Below are 16,189 nucleotides of genomic sequence, written 5' to 3'. Positions count from 1 at the left end.
GAGTACGTGTTCGGGCGGCGTTCGGCCACCAGACGCGGGTCTCATGTGCGTCGCAGCACCGCTTACCTCACGTGCGTGCGTCGTTTCAGGCGCACTGACACCCTGTCGAGCGTGCGTCGCCTTCAGGCGGCCCGGCGGCGCAGCGGTTCCAGCTGGGCCTCGAGGGCCGCCGCGAGGCCGTCCCAGTCCTCGGCCGCGAGGATGCCCTCGTCCTCCACGACGTCCCGGTTCCACGGATGCAGGATCGTCGCGGCGGCGATGCCGCAGTCCACCGCGCGCTGGAGGTTCTCGGGGCTGTCGTCGATCAGCAGGTCGATGCCGATCTCCCTGCACTTGGACACCTTGTCGGAACTGCAGTAGAGCTCGTCGTGCTGCAGCCCGATGTGCTCGAGCCACCGGGCGGTGGCCCCGTGGGCCTCCACCGGCCGGTGCGAGGTGATGTGGATGAAGTGCCCGGCCGCGTGCCAGCGGTTGACGGTCTCCACCGCGCCGGCGTACGGGCGCGAGCTGAGCATGCGCTCCTCCACGTGGGTCGCGGCGATGCAGACCTCGAGCTGCTCGGGCCGTAGCCGCGTGATGCCCCAGGTGAACTGCTCCTCATAGGGGAGCTCGATGCCGAAGCGCTCCACCGCGGTCTGCGAGAGGACGTCCCAGTAGTGGTGCAGGGTCGAGTCGATGTCGATCGCGATGCGCATCCCGCTCCCTATCGTACGACCCATGGCGAGCCCGGCTTCCCCACCCCCGGTGCCCGGACAGGATGTCTACGGGCCGGCGGGACGCTCGGCGTGGCTGACGGTCGACTGGCGCCGGCACCAGCGGTGGCGCGTGGTCCGGGGGCAGATCGTCAACGTGATCGACCTCGGGCCCGACCCGGCTGCGAGCGACGGCGGACCGCCGCTCCTGTTCGTCCACGGGCTCTCCGGGTCGTGGCAGAACTGGCTCGAGAACCTGCCGGCGTTCGCCCGGACCCGACGCGTCGTGGCGGTCGACCTGCCCGGGTTCGGCGCGAGCCCGATGCCGCGCGACGACCGCATCACGATCCCGGGGTACGCGTCGCTGCTCGCCGGGTTGCTCGATGTCCTCGGCATCCCGTCCGCCGTCCTCGTCGGCAACTCGATGGGCGGATTCATCGCGCTGGAGCTCGCGCTGTCCGCGCCGGAGCGGGTCACCGCCCTCGTCCTCGTCGCCTCCGCAGGGCTCGACGCCCGGGCGCAGCGCCCCGAGCGGCTGCTCGGGACGCTGCGCCGGGCGGAGCGGTTGATCGTTGCCGGCGGGGCGATGATCGCCACCCACGCCGATGCGGTCGCGCGGCGCGCGCGGCTGCGGCAGGCGACGATGCACCTGGCCGTCAGGCACCCGGAGCGGTTGCCGAACGCGCTGATGTCCGAGCAGATCCGCCAGGGCAACGGCAAGCCGGGCTTCGTGGCGGCGATCGACGCGCTGACCGACCACGACATCGACAGCCGGCTGCACGCGATCGCCTGTCCCACCCTTGTCTACTGGGGCCGCGAGGACCGGATCGTCCCGGTGCGGGACGCGGCGCGGTTCGTGCAGCTGATCCCGGGGTCGCGCGCGGAGATCCTGGAGGACACCGGGCACATGGCGATGCTGGAGCGGCCGGCCCGGTTCAACGCGGACGTGGCCGACTTCCTCGCGTCGTCCGCGCGGTCCCCGGCGGTCTGACGACCAATTTTGGTCGTCAGGACGACCGCGATCGGACGTCAGACGCTCTGCGGGTCCGCAGCGGCGACCTTCAGACCAGGGTGACGGCGCCCTCGGTCGCGCTGGACACGAGCTTGGCGTACTTGGCGAGCACGCCGGTGCAGTCGACGGCCTCCGGCGGCACGTAGGCCGCGACCCGCTCGGCGATGACGGCGTCGGTCAAGTCGACGTCCAGGCGTCCGGCGTCGACGTCCATCGTGATGGTGTCGCCGTCGGCGACCGCCGCGATCGGGCCGCCCTTGACGGCCTCCGGGGCGACGTGACCGCACATGAACCCGTGCGTGGCGCCCGAGAAGCGGCCGTCGGTGACGAGCACCACGTCCTCCCCCAGCCCCGCGCCGTTGATGGCCGCCGTCACCGCGAGCATCTCCCTCATGCCCGGGCCGCCGACCGGCCCCTCGTTGCGGATGACGACGACGTCGCCGGGCTTGACGATGCCGTCGACGACGGCCTTCATGGTCGCCTCCTCGTCCTCGAAGACCCGCGCCGGCCCGACGTGCAGGCGACGGTCGTGGCCGGCGAGCTTGACGACGCATCCGCCCGGGGCGAGGTTGCCGCGCAGGACGGCCATGCCGCCGTGGGGCTTGATCGGGTCGGCCAGCGGCCGCACGACCTGCTGGCCCGGGGTCTCCACGGCGCCGTCCGCATGCTCGCCGATGGTCTTCCCGGTGACGGTGATCGCGTCGCGGTGCAGGTATCCGCCTTCGTCCAGGCGCTTGAGCGTCAGCTCGATCCCGCCGGCCTTGTGCAGGTCGACCGCGTTGAAGCGGCCGCCGGGGCTGAGGTCGCACAGCAGCGGGACGCGATCCAGGATGCCCGCGAAGTCGTCGATGTCGAGCGGGACGCCCATCTCCCGGGCGACCGCGAGCAGGTGCAGCACGGCGTTCGTCGAGCCGCCGCCGGTGGCGACGGTGGCGATCGCGTTCTCGAGCGCGGCGCGGGTGATGATGTCCGCGGGCTTGAGGCCGCGGGTCAGGAGGTCGACCATGAGCTCGCCGGTGGCGTAGGCGACCTTCGCCTTGGTCGCGTCGACGGCGGGGACCATCGCGCTGCCGATCGGCGAGATGCCCAGCGCCTCGAACGCCATCGCCATGGTGTTGGCGGTGAACTGGCCGCCGCAGGCTCCGGGCCCGGGGCTGGCGGCGATCTCGATGGCCTTCAGCTCGGCGTCGCTGATCTTCCCGGAGGCGTGGGCGCCGACGGCCTCGAAGACCTTGAGGATCGTGATCTCCTCGCCCTGGTAGGTGCCGGGCATGATCGAGCCGCCGTAGAGCATCAGGCTCGGGATGTTCAGCCGGCACAGCGCCATGACCACGCCCGGAAGCGTCTTGTCACACCCCGCCAGGCCGACGACGCCGTCGAAGAGGTAGCCACGGGCCGTGAGCTCGATCGAGTCGGCGATGACCTCGCGGGAGACGAGCGACGTCTTCATGCCGCTGGTGCCCATCGTGATCCCGTCGGAGATCGCGATCGTGTTGAACTCCATCGGGGTGCCCCCGGCCGCGCGGATGCCGTCCTTGACCTGCTTGGCGAGCGCGCGCAGGTGGTAGTTGCACGGCATCGTCTCGATCCACGTGTTCGCCACGCCGATGATCGGCTTCGCCAGCGCCTCCTCGTCGAAGCCGATGGCGTTGAAGTAGGACCGTGCGGCGGCGCGCTGCGGGCCTTCGGTGAGCGCGCGTGAGCGGTGCTTGGGGTCGAAGCCGTTGGTGCTCATGGTCGCGCGGACACTAACGCGCGCCGGGCGGGCCGCTGGAACTGTCGTGCAAGCAGCCAGGCCCGGTCCTGCGAGGGCTGGGAGCTACGTCGCGGGGGAGCTCGGAGCGGAGCGGCGTTCGCGGGCGAGCCGCGAGCGCTCCCACTCGCTGAGGCGCCAGAGGTCCCGCCGGGCCTGCTTCGGGTCGACCTGGCGACCCGGGAGGTGCATGTTGGAGCTTGCGATCAGCCGCCGTTCGTCACCGGTGAGGGCCATCCACTTGGCGAGGACGTCGTCGCTGTCAGGGAGTCGCGGGCTGCCGTAGGGACGCGTCTCGTCGGGGAACTCGACGCAGTACTCGTTCAGCAGCTGCCGGGTCTGCGGCAGGTAGGCGACGATCGGCTTGTGGGGATAGACGAGGTAGGCGTACGGCGCCCCGCCGTCGGTCTGCTCGCTGACGCCCGGTTCGGGCCCCTCTGCGAGGCCGCCCCAGACGCGGATGAACCCGAGGTCGCGGTACATGGCCCACTCCTCCTCGTTCACGCAGGACCGCAGGAGCTGCCGCGCGCGCTGCTCGGCGCGGCGCTCACGCCCGGGGTCGAAGGCATCGACCGGGATGAGCTGCCGGCGCGCGCGCCGGCGGGCGAGCGCCTCGGAGATCTGCGGCCAGGTGACCTCCCACAGCAGCACGAACACGACGATCAGGGTGGCGCTGAGGGCGAGGAGCATCGTCGGGCTGCGTCGGTCGGCGGGTTCGGGTGCTCAGCGCGTCACGCGCCGCCGGCGGCGCGTGGGAAGAAGATGACGCGCTCGGCGTCGCGGGGGATCTCGTCGAACGCCTGGACCATGCGCGCCTCGCGCCGGCCGGCCTTGCTGGTCTGCGGCACCGCGGCCCACATGCCTGCGTCGAGCTGGGCACGGAACTCGTCGATGAGGAGCTGCTCGTCCGCGGGGACGTCCACGTCACCTTCAGCGAGAACGATCTCGCCATGTCCAGGCTTCATGCGCAGGAACCTCACCCGGTCGAGTATGCCAAAGCGCTCACGTGCCGCCCACCGCTTCGCGCGCCAGGAGCGTGCCATCGCCCGGACCGCGGCGCGCGACCCCGAGGGCGTCGACCGGCCCGGCGCCGTGGCCGACGTTCCGTAGCCCGTCGCGGACCGCCGCCGCAGCCACCGCCTTCGCGCGTCGTGCGGCTTCGACGACCGGGTAGCCCAGCGCCAGGTGGGCGGCCAGCGCCGACGCGTGGGTGCAGCCCGACCCGTGCGCGGCGCCGTCGGGGTGGCGCTCCCCCGGGAGGCGGGTCACGGCGGCACCGTCGAAGACCGTGTCGACGGCGGCGGCGCGATGCCCGCCCGTGACGACGACACACGCCGGCCCGAGCCGGTGCACTGCGCGTGCCAGCGCCTCGGCCTCCGCGGACTCCTCGTCGGCGTCCGCCGGAGCCCTGGCCGCCGCTCCGGCCAGGACGCGGGCCTCCGGGAGGTTCGGCGTGACCACGGTGGCCCGCGGGAGGATGAGCTCGATCAGGGCCGCGTGCGCGTCCTCCGGAAGCAGTCGGGCGCCCGACTCCGCGACCATCACCGGGTCGACGACGACCGGCACCGCGGGATCCAGGAGCGCGAGCGCCTCGGCGACGGCGGCCGTGATCTCTGCGCTGCCGAGCATCCCGATCTTCACAGCGCGCACATCCATGTCCTCGACCACCGCGTGGACCTGCGCCAGGATCGCGGCCGTCGGCAGCGGCCACACCCCCGTGACCGCGGTGGTGTTCTGCGCGGTGATCGCGGTGATCGCGGTCGTCCCGTGGACGCCGCAAGCGGCGAACGCCTTCAGGTCGGCCTGGATGCCGGCCCCGCCGCCCGAGTCCGAGCCGGCGATCGAAAGGCAGACCGGGATCGCGCGGGCAGGCGTGGACACGCGGGGCAGCGTATTGAAGGCCACTCGCCGGGGATTCCCCGCGTCGACGAGGGTCGGCTCAGCCCGCAGCGACATGACCACCCCCGGGAACGCGACGCACCAGGCCGCGCAGCTCGAGCTCCAGCAGTCCCACGCGCGCGGCCTCGGCCGCCTCCGGTGTCCGCGCCTGCGTGACCGGCTGGCCGCCGTCCCGCAGCAGGCTTAGCAGCATCTGCAGACGCGGCTCGAGCCCGGCCGGAACCGGCGGCGGCGTGTCGCTGGTCCGGTCGATCGAGCACACGAGGTCGAGGACGTCCCCGGGTTCGAGGATCACCGCGGCGCCCTGGGCGAGCAGGCGATTCGAGCCGAGGGTCCGCGGACTCCCGGCCCGGCCGGGCGCCGCTCCGATGTCGCGTCCGAGATCAGCCGCGAAGTCCGCGGTGATCAGCGACCCGGAGCGTTCGGTGGCCTCGACCACGACCGTCGCACCCCCGAGCGCCGCGATGATCCGGTTGCGCGCAGGAAAGGCCCAGCGCCATGGCGTCGCGCCCGGTGGCAGCTCGGAGACGACCAGCTGCTCGGCGACGAGCTGCCGGTGGACGGACGCCACGCTCTTCGGGTAGGCCAGCTCCGGGCCGCATGCGAGCACGGCGACCGTCGGCCCGCCTGCATCGAGCGCGCCGGCGTGCGCCGCGGCGTCGATGCCCATGGCCATGCCGCTCACCACCGTCACGCCCGCGGCTGCGAGGCCCCGGCCGAGGGTGCGGGCGAATTCGGCGCCCTCCGGCAGCGGTCGCCGGGTCCCGACGATCGCCACGGCAGGCATTCCCCCGGCGGCGGGACCCGCCAGCCAGGCGCGGAGCCGGCGCGGGTCGCCGGCGCAGAACAGCACCGCCGGTGCGTCGGGCCCGGTCCGCAGACGCTCGGGGTAGCGCGGGTCGTGCCGGCAGACCGACGTGCCGCCCGCTGCGCCCCAGGTCGCCCGGACCGCGTCGACGTCCAGGCCCTCCCACCGCTTCAGCAGGGCGTCGGCGGCCGACCCGGCCAGGCAGTCGACGAGCGTCCTGTCGGCGAGTCCGAGCACATCGCGCAGTGGCCGCCGAGCTCGCCAGGCCAGCTCGAGGTTGGGAGCGAGCGTGGCGACGAGCCACGCCCGCCTGGTGCAGTCGTCGCACGGCAGCGTCCGCGCGAGGCTGAGGTTCTGCTCCGTCATGCTGCCTCCTCGTCGGCGCCGGTGTCCTCGCGCAGTGCCAGCGCGGACAGCAGGTGCGGGACATGGACGCGGTCGCTGGCCGCCAGGTCGGCGATCGTCCGCGCGACCCGCAGCACGCGATGGCGCCCCCGGGCCGAGAGCAGGCCGCGCTCGTAGACCCGAGCCAGCTGCCGCTCGGCGAGATCGTCGAGCGCGAGGTGCAGCCGCAGGAGGCGCGCGTCCAGATGGGCATTGCACAGGACGTCGGTGCCGGCCAGCCGCCGCGCCTGGCGGTCGCGGGCCTCCGCAACGCGCTCGCGCTCGGCCGCGGAAGTGCGCAGCGGCGGCGCGGCAAGCTCCTCGGCGGTCGGCCGGTCGACCCGGACCGTGAGGTCGATCCGGTCCAGCAGCGGACCGCTGAGGCGGCGGCGATGCCGGTCGTGCTCATGTGTCGTGCAGCGGCACCGCGCGGTGCCGCCGTAGCCGCAGGGACACGGATTGGTGGCAGCGACAAGCATCGTTCGGCACGGGAACAGGACGCTCTGCTGACCGCGGGTCACGAGCACGCGCCCGTCCTCCAGCGGCTGGCGGAGTGCCTCCAGCGTGCCTCGGGGGAATTCGGACAGCTCGTCCAGGAAGAGGACGCCCGCGTGCGCGAGCGTCACTTCGCCGGGCCGCGGGATGGATCCGCCGCCGACCAGACCGGCGGAGGAGATCGAGTGGTGCGGGGCCCGGAAGGGACGCACCCTCAGCAGACGGCCACCGGTGGCGACGCCGGCGACGCTGGCGATACGGGTCACTTCGAGCGCCTCGTGCGGCCCGAGCGGCGGAAGGATCGAAGGAATCCGGCGGGCCAGCATCGTCTTCCCGGTACCGGGCGGGCCGCTGAGCAGCAGGTTGTGCCCGCCGGCCGCGGCGACGGTGACCGCCTCGAGCGAGGCCGCGTGGCCACGCACGTCGATGAGGTCCGGGCCCGTGTGGTCCGCCTCCTCCGGCTCGGCGCCTGGGGGCGATGACGTCGCCGTTCCTGTGGGCGGTCCTCCGCTCAGCACCCTGACCACCGCGCGCAGGTCAGCGGCAGGGACGCCCGTCACGCCGTCGAGCAGATTCGCCTCGCCGAGTCGATCGGGCGCGACCAGCAGATGCTCGAGCCCGTGGGCCTGCGCCCCTTCGGCGACCACGAGCGTGCCCCGTGCCGCGCGGACCTCGCCGCTGAGGGCGAGCTCACCGTGGACCGCGACGCCGGCCAGGTCGGCCGGGCGGATGACGCCCGAGGCGGCAAGCACGCCGCACGCGATCGCCAGGTCGAAGCCCGGGCCGCTCTTGTGCAGCCCGGCGGGCGCGAGGTTGACCGTGATGCGCTGCTGGGGCACCTTCATCCCGGAGTTGACGATCGCCGCGGCAACCCGCTCGCGTGCCTCACGGACCGAGCGGTCCCCGAGGCCGACGATCGTGAACGACGGCAGGCCCGGGCGGACGTCGACCTCGACGTCGACCCGGCGTGGCTCGATGCCGATGAGCGCGAAGGTGGGGACGGTGGCAAGCACGCCGGGGACGCTAGGTGGGGTGCCTGCGCGGCCGCTACCCCGTACCTGCGACCCATCAGCGGTGCCGCGGACGCACTCTCGGAACGGGTAGGCGGTAGCGCTGTCACGGGGCGAGCGTCGAGCATCGGGGGCATGTCGACCGACCTACGCCGCACCCTCGGAGACGCTGGTGAGGAGATCGCCGCCCAGCATCTGCTGCGCCTGGGACACACGATCCTCGCGCGCAATCACCGCACGCGCTACGGAGAACTCGACATCGTCGCGCACCGGGCCGGGACGATCGTCTTCGTCGAGGTCAAGACGCGGCGCCAGAGCCCCGGAGCGTCACCCTGGGACGCCCTGCACGCGCGCAAGCAGGCACAGGTCCGGCAGATGGCCCAGGCCTACCTGCATGACGTCGCGGGGCGCCCGCCGACCCGCGAGGTCCGCTTCGACGCCATCGGGATCGTGATCGACCCCCGCGGGCGGCTCGTGGATCTCCAGCACCTGGAAGGTGCGTTTTGATGGCCACGGCGCCGGCGCCGACCTCAGCCCGGCGGCGTCGCGGGAGCGGGAGAGCCCGGGGCGGGCCCGCGCCCCTGATCCTCCTTGGCGAGCGCGCTCGGCGCCCAGACCTTGGGCCCGATGTCGAGGACCAGGGCGGGCACGAGGATCGACCGCACGATGAACGTGTCCAGCAGCACGCCGAACGCCACGGTGAAGCCGATCTCGCTGAGGAACACCAGCGGCAGCACGGCAAGCACCGCGAACGTCCCGGCCAGCACGATTCCGGCGCTCGTGATGACACCGCCCGTGACAGCGAGCCCCCGGAGCATGCCCTCCCGCGTGCCGTGGATGGCGGTCTCCTCCCGGACCCTGGCCATCAGGAAGATGTTGTAGTCGACCCCCAGCGCGACGAGGAAGATGAACGCGAACAACGGGAACCCCGGGTCGGCGCCCGGGAACCCGAAAGCCACGTCGAAGACGACGGACGCGACGCCGAGCGCTGCCGCGAAGCTCAGCAGCACCGTGCCCATGAGCAGGAGCGTGGCGACGACGGCCCGCAGCAGCACCAGCAGGATCAGGAAGACGATCACGAGGGTCAGCGGGATCAGCAGCATCGAGTCGTCGGCGCTGGCGTCACGGAGGTCCTTCTCGATCGCGGTCGGGCCGCCGACCAGCGCCTTGGGGTCGACGTCGCGGGCCGTTTCGCGCAGGCCCGGAATGAGGTCGAAGGCCTTCGTCGAGTAGGGGTCGCGTTCGAGGAACGCGGCGAGCAGCGTCCCCTCGTCGCTGCGGAACTGCGTGGGCACCACCTGGGCGACGCCGTCGACCTTGCCGAGGGCGGCCACCATGGCGTCGACCTTGGAGGCATCGCGGACGATGACGTCGGTCGGGGCGCTCTGCCCCGCTGGGAACGCCTTCTCGACGAGCTTCTGGCCGGCGATGGCCTCCACGTCGTCGCGGAACGAGTTGCCCTGGGTCAGGCCCGTCGAGAAGTTCAGCAACCCGACTGCCAGGACAGCGAGGACGACGACGGTCCCGACCCAGATGCGACGGGGGCGGACCGCGATGCGCTCGCCGAGCTTGCGCCAGCGGCCGTGGGTCTCGTCGATGCCGACGTCACCGTAGTGCGGGACCCGCGGCCAGAACGGACGGCGGCCGACGGCGAGCAGCAGTGCCGGCAGCAGGGTCAGCTGGACGACCATCGCGGTGAGCACGCCGAGCGCACCGAGCGGCCCGAGGCCGGCGGTGCCGTTCACCTTCGCCAGGATCAGGGCGAACAGCGCAATGGCGACGGTCAGGCCGGAGGCGATGATCGCCGGCCCCGCGGACTTCAGCGCCAGGGCCATGGCCTCGTGCTTGTCCTCATGGGTCCGGAGCTCCTCCCGGTATCTGGAGACGAGCAGCAGCGCGTAGTCGGTACCGGCACCGAGCACCAGGATCGACGTGATCGACGAGGACTGTCCGTTGATCGTGGCCCCCAGCTCGCTCACCCCGTAGCCCAGGCTGCGCGAGGTGATCTCGGCGATGACGACGCTGAAGAGCGGGAAGAACCAGAAGAACGGGCTGCGGTAGATCGCGATCAGCAGGATCAGCACGAGCAGGACCGCGGCCCCGAGCAGCGTGCCGTTGATGTTCTCGAAGACCTTGATGGCGTCGGCGCTGATGCCGGCCGGCCCGGTGACCTTCACCTGCAGGCCGCCGCCCGGGTCGCTGACGATCTCGCGGTAGCGGTCGACCGGGTCCAGCAGTGTGTCGGCCTCGCCGTCGCCCTCGATCGTGTTGACGATGAGCGCTGTGGATCCGTCCTCGGAGAGCTGGAACGGGGTGGCCTTGCCGGCGCCCTCGGGGTTTCCGAACTCCGTCGTGTTGCGGAACTTGGTGGCGTTCAGCTCACCGACGTCCGTGACGATCTGCTGCTTGTCCTTCGCAGTGAGGCCGCCATCCCGCTGGTAGACGATCACCGTAGGCGCCTGCTCACCGTCCTGGAGCTTCTCGACGATGTCGAGTGCGGCGGTCGACTCGGCATCACCCGGGAGGAACGACTTGGACTCGTTCTTCTCGGCGTCGGCGAACTTCCCCGGCAGGTTCGTGCCGAACATCACGAACAGGGCGACAAGCCACACCCCGAGGACGACCCACTTCGAGCGGGCGCCGGCAGGGAATGCGAGGAACTTGGTCATGGTTGCGAGGGCCTATCCGGGCGGGTTTCGGAGGACGCGTGCACTCTAGGTGCACGAACGGACGTTCGACGTGGCGAAGGTGTTGTCGCCCATGACACCCTGTCGCCCGGAAAGTCATCGGCGGCCGCGCACCCCGGTCGGCCACCCGGCGGCGCGCGGCGAGCAGCGCCGTCAGAGAGCGAGCTGCTGGTACGCCGTCGAGGCGAAGCTCATGCGGTGCAGCGGCGAGACGCCGATCGACTGGATCGCGTCGCGGTGGACCGGCGTCGAGTAGCCCATGTGCTCGGCGAAGCCCCAGCCGGGGTGACGCGCGTCGGCCCGCACCATGAACCGGTCGCGGGAGACCTTCGCGAGGATCGAGGCGGCCGCGATCGCGGCGCTCGTCGCGTCGCCGTCGACGATGGCTCGCTGCTCGCGGCCGAAGTCGGCCACCCGGAAGCCGTCGACCAGACACAGCACATTGCCCGGGGCGATGCCGTCGGTGACGCGGATCAGGGCGTCGCGCAGCGCGGCGAGGTTCGTGCGGTGCAGCCCACGGGAGTCGACGCTCTCGCAGCTGCGGGAGATCACCACCGACCGCAGCGCGCAGCGCATGACCAGGGGGTAGAGCACCTCGCGGGCGGCGTGCGAGTGCTGCTTGGAGTCGTTGAGCGCCGAGAGTGCGCGCACCTCGCGGACACCGAGGGCGTGCATGTCGAACAGGACACCGGCCGCGACGAGCGGGCCGGCGAGGCAGCCGCGGCCAGCTTCGTCGGCGCCGGCGATGTAGCGCACACCAAGGCGGCGGTCGTGCTGGAACAGCCTACGACCGGCAGGCCGCTTGCGGCGAGCCTTCGGCTTCGGCGCGCGGCGGGCCTTCGCCGGTTCGGGTACCGCCGCGTCAGCCGGGCGGACGTCGGTCAAGCTAGAAGATGCCGATCCGCTTGGGAGGCCAGTAGGTGGCAAAAGCGCCGCCGATGATCCAGTCCTTCGGAACGGGTCCCCAGAATCGGCTGTCGTCGGACTCGCCACGGTTGTCGCCCATCATGAAGTAGTGATCGGCCGGAATCGTGATCGGCTTCGGGAAGTTGCAGTCGTCCTGCTGCCCGCACTCCTTGATGAACGGCTCCTTCGTCGGCTTGCCGTTGCGGATCACGCGGCCGTTGACGATCGCGAGCGTGTCCCCGGGGCCAGCGACGACGCGCTTGATGAAGTTGACGTCGTCCTTCTTCGGCGTCTCCTTGTTGCAAGCGCGGCCGGCAACGCGACGCGTCTCGCCACACGTCTGCGTCGAGGCACCCACCGGCGGATGGAAGACCATGATCTCGCCGATCTCCGGATCGGAGAAGCGGTTGCCGATCCGGTTGACCAGGACGCGCTGCCCGACGGTGAGCGTCGGGACCATCGACTCGCTGGGGATCCGGTACGGCTTGACGAGAAACGCCTGGATGCCCAGCGCAAGGCCCAGGGCGACCGCGACGATGACGACGAGCTCGATCAGCGAGCCCGTCGCGGACTTCTCGCCCTTCTGGGCCTTCGTCACGCCTTGGCGTCAGCGTCGGCCGGAGGGTCAGCCGCGGGGGCTGCCTCGGCCTCGGCGCCGGCGTCGCCGACGACGTCGGGCGCGTCGGCCTCCACCGGTGCGGCGTCGGGCGCGTCAGCCTCGACCGGAGCGGCCGCGGCAGCAGCAGCCTCGGCGTCCGCGGCGGCCTTCGCGTCCGCGGCAGCCTTCGCCTCGGCGGCCTCGGCGGCAGCGGCCTCCGCTGCTGCGGCCTCGGCGGCCGGGTCGTGGACCAGCCCGGGGACGACGATCTCTTCCGGACCGGTGTACCGGCGCTCGCGCACACGGGCGCTCTTGCCGACGCGATCGCGGAGGTAGTACAGCTTCGCGCGACGCACGTCACCGCGGGCGGCGACGTCGATCTTCTCGATCTTCGGCGAGTGCACGGGGAACGTCCGCTCCACGCCCACGCCGAACGACTGCTTGCGGACCGTGAAGGTCTCGCGGGCGCCGTGGCCCTGGCGCTTGATGACGATGCCCTCGAAGACCTGGGTCCGCTTACGCGTGCCCTCGACGACCTGGAAGTGGACCTTGACGCGGTCGCCCGGCTGGAAGCTGGGGACACGGCGCAGCTGCGCGCGCTCGAGGGACTGGATGACGGTGCTCATAAGAAGAGAGGGGGAGGCGTTTCGCGCGGGCGTGCGGAGGTCGCACTGGGCCGGCGCGCGGACTGGTGATGGTAGCGGACGGACCCGGGATCACGCGCTGTGCCCACGTCGCGGGTCGAGCCTTCTACCGACCGTGATGTTCCGAGCCCCAGCACGAGGAACGTGCCAGGGCCGAGCCGCTAAGTGGGGCCCCCGTCGCCGCGCTCCACGCTGCGAGCCCTGCGCCAGTTGCGGATCTCCTCGTGGTGCCCGGAGAGGAGGACGTCAGGGACGTCCCAGCCGCGGTACTGCGCCGGTCGGGTGTAGTGCGGGTACTCGGGGTTCCCGCCGAGCGCGGCGCTGAAGGACTCCTCGACCGCCGAATCGGCGTGCCCGAGCGCGCCGGGAAGCTTGCGGATGACCGCGTCGGCGACCGTCATCGCGGCCAGCTCGCCGCCGCTGAGCACGTACCGGCCGACCGACAGCGTGTCGGACGCGAAGCGCTGCACGATCCGCTCGTCGAAGCCTTCGTAGCGACCGCAGAGCAGCGTGATGGCCGGCTCGGCGGCGAGCTCGTCGACGTACGCGTCGTCCAGGACGCGGCCGCCCGGCGTCAGCGCGATCACGCGTCGCTCGAGCTTGAGGTCGACCGGGTCGGTTCCGTAGAACTCGCGCAGAGCGGCGTCCATGACGTCGACGCGCAGCACCATGCCCGCGCCGCCGCCGAACGGCGTGTCGTCGACCTGTCCGCCCGACAGGGGCGTGTGCTCACGCGGGTTCATGCACCGCATGTCCAGGCCGTCGCGCATCGCGTTGGCCACGTGCCGCTGGGTCCGGAACCAGTCGAACCACTCTGGGAACAGGGTCACGACGTCCAGTTGGTTCATGCGAGGTCCCCGAGGAACGCCAGGTCGATGTCGATGCGCGCAGCGGCGACGTCCACGCTCCGCACGCAGTCCTTCACCAGCGGGACCAGCAGCTCGGGGCCGTCCACCCGCGCGACGGCGAGCGCCTCGCAGGACGGCAGCGCCATCAGCTCCCGGACGAACCCGACGTCCACCCCGGCTGCGGCGTCGACTACCGCGCAGCCGACGAGGTCCGTGGCGTACCACTCGTCGTCCTCCAGTGGCGGTGCTGCGGCCCGCGGCACGTTGAGGGCCTCGCCGCGCAAGGCCTCGATCGCCTCTCGCCCCGTCGCGATCTGCAGGCGCAGGATCGGCTTGGCGTCGGTGCCGGAGCGGCGGACGATCTCGGCGTCCACCTCCCCCACGCGCACCTCGAGCCCGGTTCGCAGCAGCGCGGGACGGGGCTGGGTCACGTAGAAGGAGCCGTCGAGGCCGTGTGGGCGGCCGATGCGCCCGGCTTCGAGCCAGTCTAAAGCTGCGGCCACGCGCTTGTCAGTCGACGATGTCGACGAGCACGCGGCGCTGCTGCGGGACGGCCGACGCCTTCAGGACGGTGCGCAGCGCGTTGGCGGTGCGCCCACCGCGTCCGATGACGCGGCCGTAGTCGTCCGCGCCGACCGAGAGCTCGAGGACGACGGTGCCGTCCTCCTCGTCGAAGCGCTCGACGGCGACCTGCTCGGGATCCTCCACGAGCTGGCGCGCCAGGTGTTCGAGCAGCTCCTGCACGATCTGGGGCTAGTTGATCCCCTGGGTGCGCATCAGCTTGCGCACGGAGTCGCTCGGCTGCGCGCCCTTGGCGATCCACTCACGGATGCGGTCCTCCTTGAGGACGATCGTGGAGGGCTCGGTCTGGGCGTTGTACTGCCCGACCGTCTCGATGATGCGCCCGTCGCGCGGGGAACGGCCGTCCGCGACGACGACGCGCCAAACCGGATCCTTGTGCCCACCCACGCGGGTGAGGCGAAGTCGAACTGCCACGTGATTCCTCTCGAAGAACTGCGAAGACCTAGCGATAAACCGACGTGGGAGGTTAGCGGGCTTGCCTCCCGGGCGGCGTGCGGGTGCGGCGGGGTGTCGCTACCGGGCCTGGCGCATGAGCGCGGCCATGTCCGGCATCTTGCCGCCGCGGTTCATCTGCTTCATGACCTTGCGCATCTGCGCGAACTGCTTGACGAGCTGGTTGACCTGCTGGACCGACGTCCCGGAGCCGCGGGCGATCCGCAGCCGCCGCGAGCCCTTGATGAGCTCCGGCCGGCGGCGCTCCTCCTTGGTCATCGAAAGGATGATCGCCTCGACGCGGTCCATCTCCCGCTCGTCGACCTTCATGTTCTTCATCTGCTGCCCGGCGAACCCCGGGATCATCCCGAGCAGGTTGCTGAGCGGGCCCATCTTGCGGATCATCTTCAGCTGGGAGAGGAAGTCCTCCAGCGTGAAGTCGTTCTGCCGGAGCTTGCGCTCCATCTCGGCGGCCTGGTCGGCGTCGAACTGCTCGCCCGCCTTCTCGATGAACGAGAGGACATCGCCCATGCCGAGGATCCGCTGCGACATCCGGTCAGGGTGGAACCGCTCGAACTCGTCGAGCTTCTCGCCCGTGGACGCGAACAGGATCGGCTTGCCGGTGACGGCCTTGACGCTGAGCGCCGCGCCGCCGCGGGCGTCGCCGTCGAGCTTGGACATCACGACGCCGTCGAAGTTGACCGCGGCGCCGAACTGCTCGGCGACGTTGACGGCGTCCTGACCGGTCATCGCGTCGACGACGAGCAGGATCGTGTGCGGCGTGACCGCCTTGCGGATGTCCTTGAGCTCCTGCATCAGGGACTCGTCGACGTGCAGGCGGCCGGCGGTGTCGACGATCAGGACGTCCTTGCCGTCCTGCTTGGCCTGGTCGAGCGCCCAGCGGGCGATGTCCACGGGATTGCGATCCGTGCCCTGCTCGTAGACGGTGGCCCCGACCTGGGCGCCGACCTTCACGAGCTGGTCGACCGCGGCGGGCCGGTACACGTCGCAGGCGGCGACGGCGACCGAGGAGCCGTGCTCCTTCATCAGGTGCTTCGCGAGCTTCGCGGTGGCGGTCGTCTTGCCCGAGCCCTGCAGGCCGGCCATCAGGATGACCGTCGGCGGCCGGCCGGCGAACGTGATACCGGCGCTCGTGCCCCCCATGAGGGCCTCGAGCTCCTCGTGGACGATCTTGACGACCTGCTGCCCCGGGTTCAGCTGGCCGATGATGTCCGCGCCCATGCAGCGCTCGCGGACCGTGTTCGTGAACTCCTTGACGACCTTGAAGTTGACGTCCGCCTCGAGCAGCGCCAGGCGGATCTCCCGCATGGCCTTCTTGATGTCGTCCTCGGTGAGCGTGCCGCGCCCGCGGACGTCGGCGAGCGTGGCCTGGAGCTTCTCGGAAAGGGCGTCGAACACGGTCGCCTGAGTCTACGGCG

General features: G+C 71.6%; 17 protein-coding genes and 1 pseudogene. 2 read left to right on the top strand and 16 right to left on the bottom strand.

Features of this window, described 5'->3' with window-relative positions:
• Positions 1 to 122: 122 nt before the first annotated feature.
• Positions 123 to 695, bottom strand: a complete 573-nt coding sequence (locus DSM112329_RS11350; RefSeq protein WP_354701929.1) for a hypothetical protein — start codon at positions 693 to 695, stop codon at positions 123 to 125.
• Positions 696 to 717: 22 nt separating this feature from the next.
• On the opposite strand from DSM112329_RS11350, the gene DSM112329_RS11345 reads away from it, so the two are divergent.
• Complete coding sequence (locus tag DSM112329_RS11345) at positions 718 to 1,683, top strand: alpha/beta fold hydrolase (RefSeq protein ID WP_354701928.1); 966 nt, start codon at positions 718 to 720, stop codon at positions 1,681 to 1,683.
• 70 nt (positions 1,684 to 1,753) lie between these two features.
• Here DSM112329_RS11345 and ilvD read toward each other — a convergent pair whose 3' ends face one another.
• The 6 genes from ilvD to DSM112329_RS11315 all read right to left on the bottom strand — a co-directional run bounded on the left by ilvD (position 1,754) and on the right by DSM112329_RS11315 (position 8,056).
• On the bottom strand, positions 1,754 to 3,439 hold the full coding sequence (gene ilvD / locus DSM112329_RS11340; protein WP_354701927.1) for a dihydroxy-acid dehydratase: 1,686 nt from the start codon (positions 3,437 to 3,439) through the stop codon (positions 1,754 to 1,756).
• 84 nt (positions 3,440 to 3,523) lie between these two features.
• Positions 3,524 to 4,147 carry a hypothetical protein gene (locus tag DSM112329_RS11335; RefSeq protein WP_354701926.1) on the bottom strand — a complete coding sequence of 208 codons (624 nt, stop codon included), beginning with the start codon at positions 4,145 to 4,147 and terminating at the stop codon, positions 3,524 to 3,526.
• Between the two features lie 41 nt (positions 4,148 to 4,188).
• Positions 4,189 to 4,422, bottom strand: a complete 234-nt coding sequence (locus tag DSM112329_RS11330; protein WP_354701925.1) for a hypothetical protein — start codon at positions 4,420 to 4,422, stop codon at positions 4,189 to 4,191.
• 37 nt (positions 4,423 to 4,459) lie between these two features.
• Positions 4,460 to 5,338 carry a bifunctional hydroxymethylpyrimidine kinase/phosphomethylpyrimidine kinase gene (thiD, locus tag DSM112329_RS11325; RefSeq protein ID WP_354701924.1) on the bottom strand — a complete coding sequence of 293 codons (879 nt, stop codon included), beginning with the start codon at positions 5,336 to 5,338 and terminating at the stop codon, positions 4,460 to 4,462.
• A gap of 58 nt (positions 5,339 to 5,396) precedes the next feature.
• Entirely contained in the window at positions 5,397 to 6,530 is a 1,134-nt protein-coding gene (dprA, locus tag DSM112329_RS11320) for a DNA-processing protein DprA (protein ID WP_354701923.1), read from the bottom strand.
• On the bottom strand, positions 6,527 to 8,056 hold the full coding sequence (locus tag DSM112329_RS11315) for a YifB family Mg chelatase-like AAA ATPase (RefSeq protein ID WP_354701922.1): 1,530 nt from the start codon (positions 8,054 to 8,056) through the stop codon (positions 6,527 to 6,529). Before DSM112329_RS11315 ends, dprA begins: the two co-directional genes overlap by 4 nt.
• A 132-nt stretch (positions 8,057 to 8,188) precedes the next feature.
• Here DSM112329_RS11315 and DSM112329_RS11310 point away from each other — a divergent pair, with 132 nt between their 5' ends.
• A complete protein-coding gene (locus DSM112329_RS11310) occupies positions 8,189 to 8,560 on the top strand; it encodes a YraN family protein (RefSeq protein ID WP_354701921.1) in 372 nt (123 codons plus the stop codon).
• Between the two features lie 23 nt (positions 8,561 to 8,583).
• On the opposite strand, the gene DSM112329_RS11305 is transcribed toward DSM112329_RS11310, so the two are convergent.
• The 9 genes and pseudogenes from DSM112329_RS11305 to ffh all read right to left on the bottom strand — a co-directional run bounded on the left by DSM112329_RS11305 (position 8,584) and on the right by ffh (position 16,169).
• Positions 8,584 to 10,722: an MMPL family transporter gene (locus tag DSM112329_RS11305; RefSeq protein WP_354701920.1), complete on the bottom strand. Its 2,139-nt coding sequence runs from the start codon at positions 10,720 to 10,722 to the stop codon at positions 8,584 to 8,586.
• A gap of 171 nt (positions 10,723 to 10,893) precedes the next feature.
• Entirely contained in the window at positions 10,894 to 11,496 is a 603-nt protein-coding gene (locus DSM112329_RS11300; protein ID WP_354701919.1) for a ribonuclease HII, read from the bottom strand.
• A 130-nt stretch (positions 11,497 to 11,626) separates the two neighbouring features.
• On the bottom strand, positions 11,627 to 12,244 hold the full coding sequence (gene lepB, locus DSM112329_RS11295) for a signal peptidase I (protein WP_354701918.1): 618 nt from the start codon (positions 12,242 to 12,244) through the stop codon (positions 11,627 to 11,629).
• Positions 12,245 to 12,381: 137 nt separating this feature from the next.
• Positions 12,382 to 12,870, bottom strand: a pseudogene (rplS, locus tag DSM112329_RS11290) (50S ribosomal protein L19); the annotation flags it as partial.
• A gap of 179 nt (positions 12,871 to 13,049) precedes the next feature.
• Positions 13,050 to 13,736, bottom strand: a complete 687-nt coding sequence (gene trmD / locus DSM112329_RS11285; RefSeq protein ID WP_354701917.1) for a tRNA (guanosine(37)-N1)-methyltransferase TrmD — start codon at positions 13,734 to 13,736, stop codon at positions 13,050 to 13,052.
• Complete coding sequence (gene rimM, locus DSM112329_RS11280) at positions 13,733 to 14,239, bottom strand: ribosome maturation factor RimM (RefSeq protein WP_354701916.1); 507 nt, start codon at positions 14,237 to 14,239, stop codon at positions 13,733 to 13,735. Before rimM ends, trmD begins: the two co-directional genes overlap by 4 nt.
• Positions 14,240 to 14,246: 7 nt before the next feature.
• On the bottom strand, positions 14,247 to 14,480 hold the full coding sequence (locus DSM112329_RS11275; RefSeq protein ID WP_354701915.1) for a KH domain-containing protein: 234 nt from the start codon (positions 14,478 to 14,480) through the stop codon (positions 14,247 to 14,249).
• 9 nt (positions 14,481 to 14,489) lie between these two features.
• On the bottom strand, positions 14,490 to 14,732 hold the full coding sequence (gene rpsP / locus DSM112329_RS11270; RefSeq protein ID WP_354701914.1) for a 30S ribosomal protein S16: 243 nt from the start codon (positions 14,730 to 14,732) through the stop codon (positions 14,490 to 14,492).
• Positions 14,733 to 14,831: 99 nt separating this feature from the next.
• A complete protein-coding gene (gene ffh / locus DSM112329_RS11265) occupies positions 14,832 to 16,169 on the bottom strand; it encodes a signal recognition particle protein (RefSeq protein ID WP_354701913.1) in 1,338 nt (445 codons plus the stop codon).
• Between the last annotated feature and the right edge of the window lie 20 nt (positions 16,170 to 16,189).

Origin of the sequence: Paraconexibacter sp. AEG42_29, from assembly GCF_040581415.1 — a bacterium.
GTDB lineage: Bacteria > Actinomycetota > Thermoleophilia > Solirubrobacterales > Solirubrobacteraceae > Paraconexibacter.
The sequence above is the reverse complement of the archived record's forward strand: the minus strand, read 5'-3'. Positions and strand labels throughout refer to the sequence as shown.

What these genes read in the sequence shown, in the direction of transcription:
- DSM112329_RS11350 (WP_354701929.1), bottom strand. Translation starts at nt 695, where the DNA reads ATGCGCATCGCGATCGACATCGACTCGACCCTGCACCACTACTGGGAC.
- DSM112329_RS11345 (WP_354701928.1), top strand. Translation starts at nt 718, where the DNA reads ATGGCGAGCCCGGCTTCCCCACCCCCGGTGCCCGGACAGGATGTCTAC.
- ilvD (WP_354701927.1), bottom strand. Translation starts at nt 3,439, where the DNA reads ATGAGCACCAACGGCTTCGACCCCAAGCACCGCTCACGCGCGCTCACC.
- DSM112329_RS11335 (WP_354701926.1), bottom strand. Translation starts at nt 4,147, where the DNA reads ATGCTCCTCGCCCTCAGCGCCACCCTGATCGTCGTGTTCGTGCTGCTG.
- DSM112329_RS11330 (WP_354701925.1), bottom strand. Translation starts at nt 4,422, where the DNA reads ATGAAGCCTGGACATGGCGAGATCGTTCTCGCTGAAGGTGACGTGGAC.
- dprA (WP_354701923.1), bottom strand. Translation starts at nt 6,530, where the DNA reads ATGACGGAGCAGAACCTCAGCCTCGCGCGGACGCTGCCGTGCGACGAC.
- DSM112329_RS11310 (WP_354701921.1), top strand. Translation starts at nt 8,189, where the DNA reads ATGTCGACCGACCTACGCCGCACCCTCGGAGACGCTGGTGAGGAGATC.
- DSM112329_RS11305 (WP_354701920.1), bottom strand. Translation starts at nt 10,722, where the DNA reads ATGACCAAGTTCCTCGCATTCCCTGCCGGCGCCCGCTCGAAGTGGGTC.
- trmD (WP_354701917.1), bottom strand. Translation starts at nt 13,736, where the DNA reads ATGAACCAACTGGACGTCGTGACCCTGTTCCCAGAGTGGTTCGACTGG.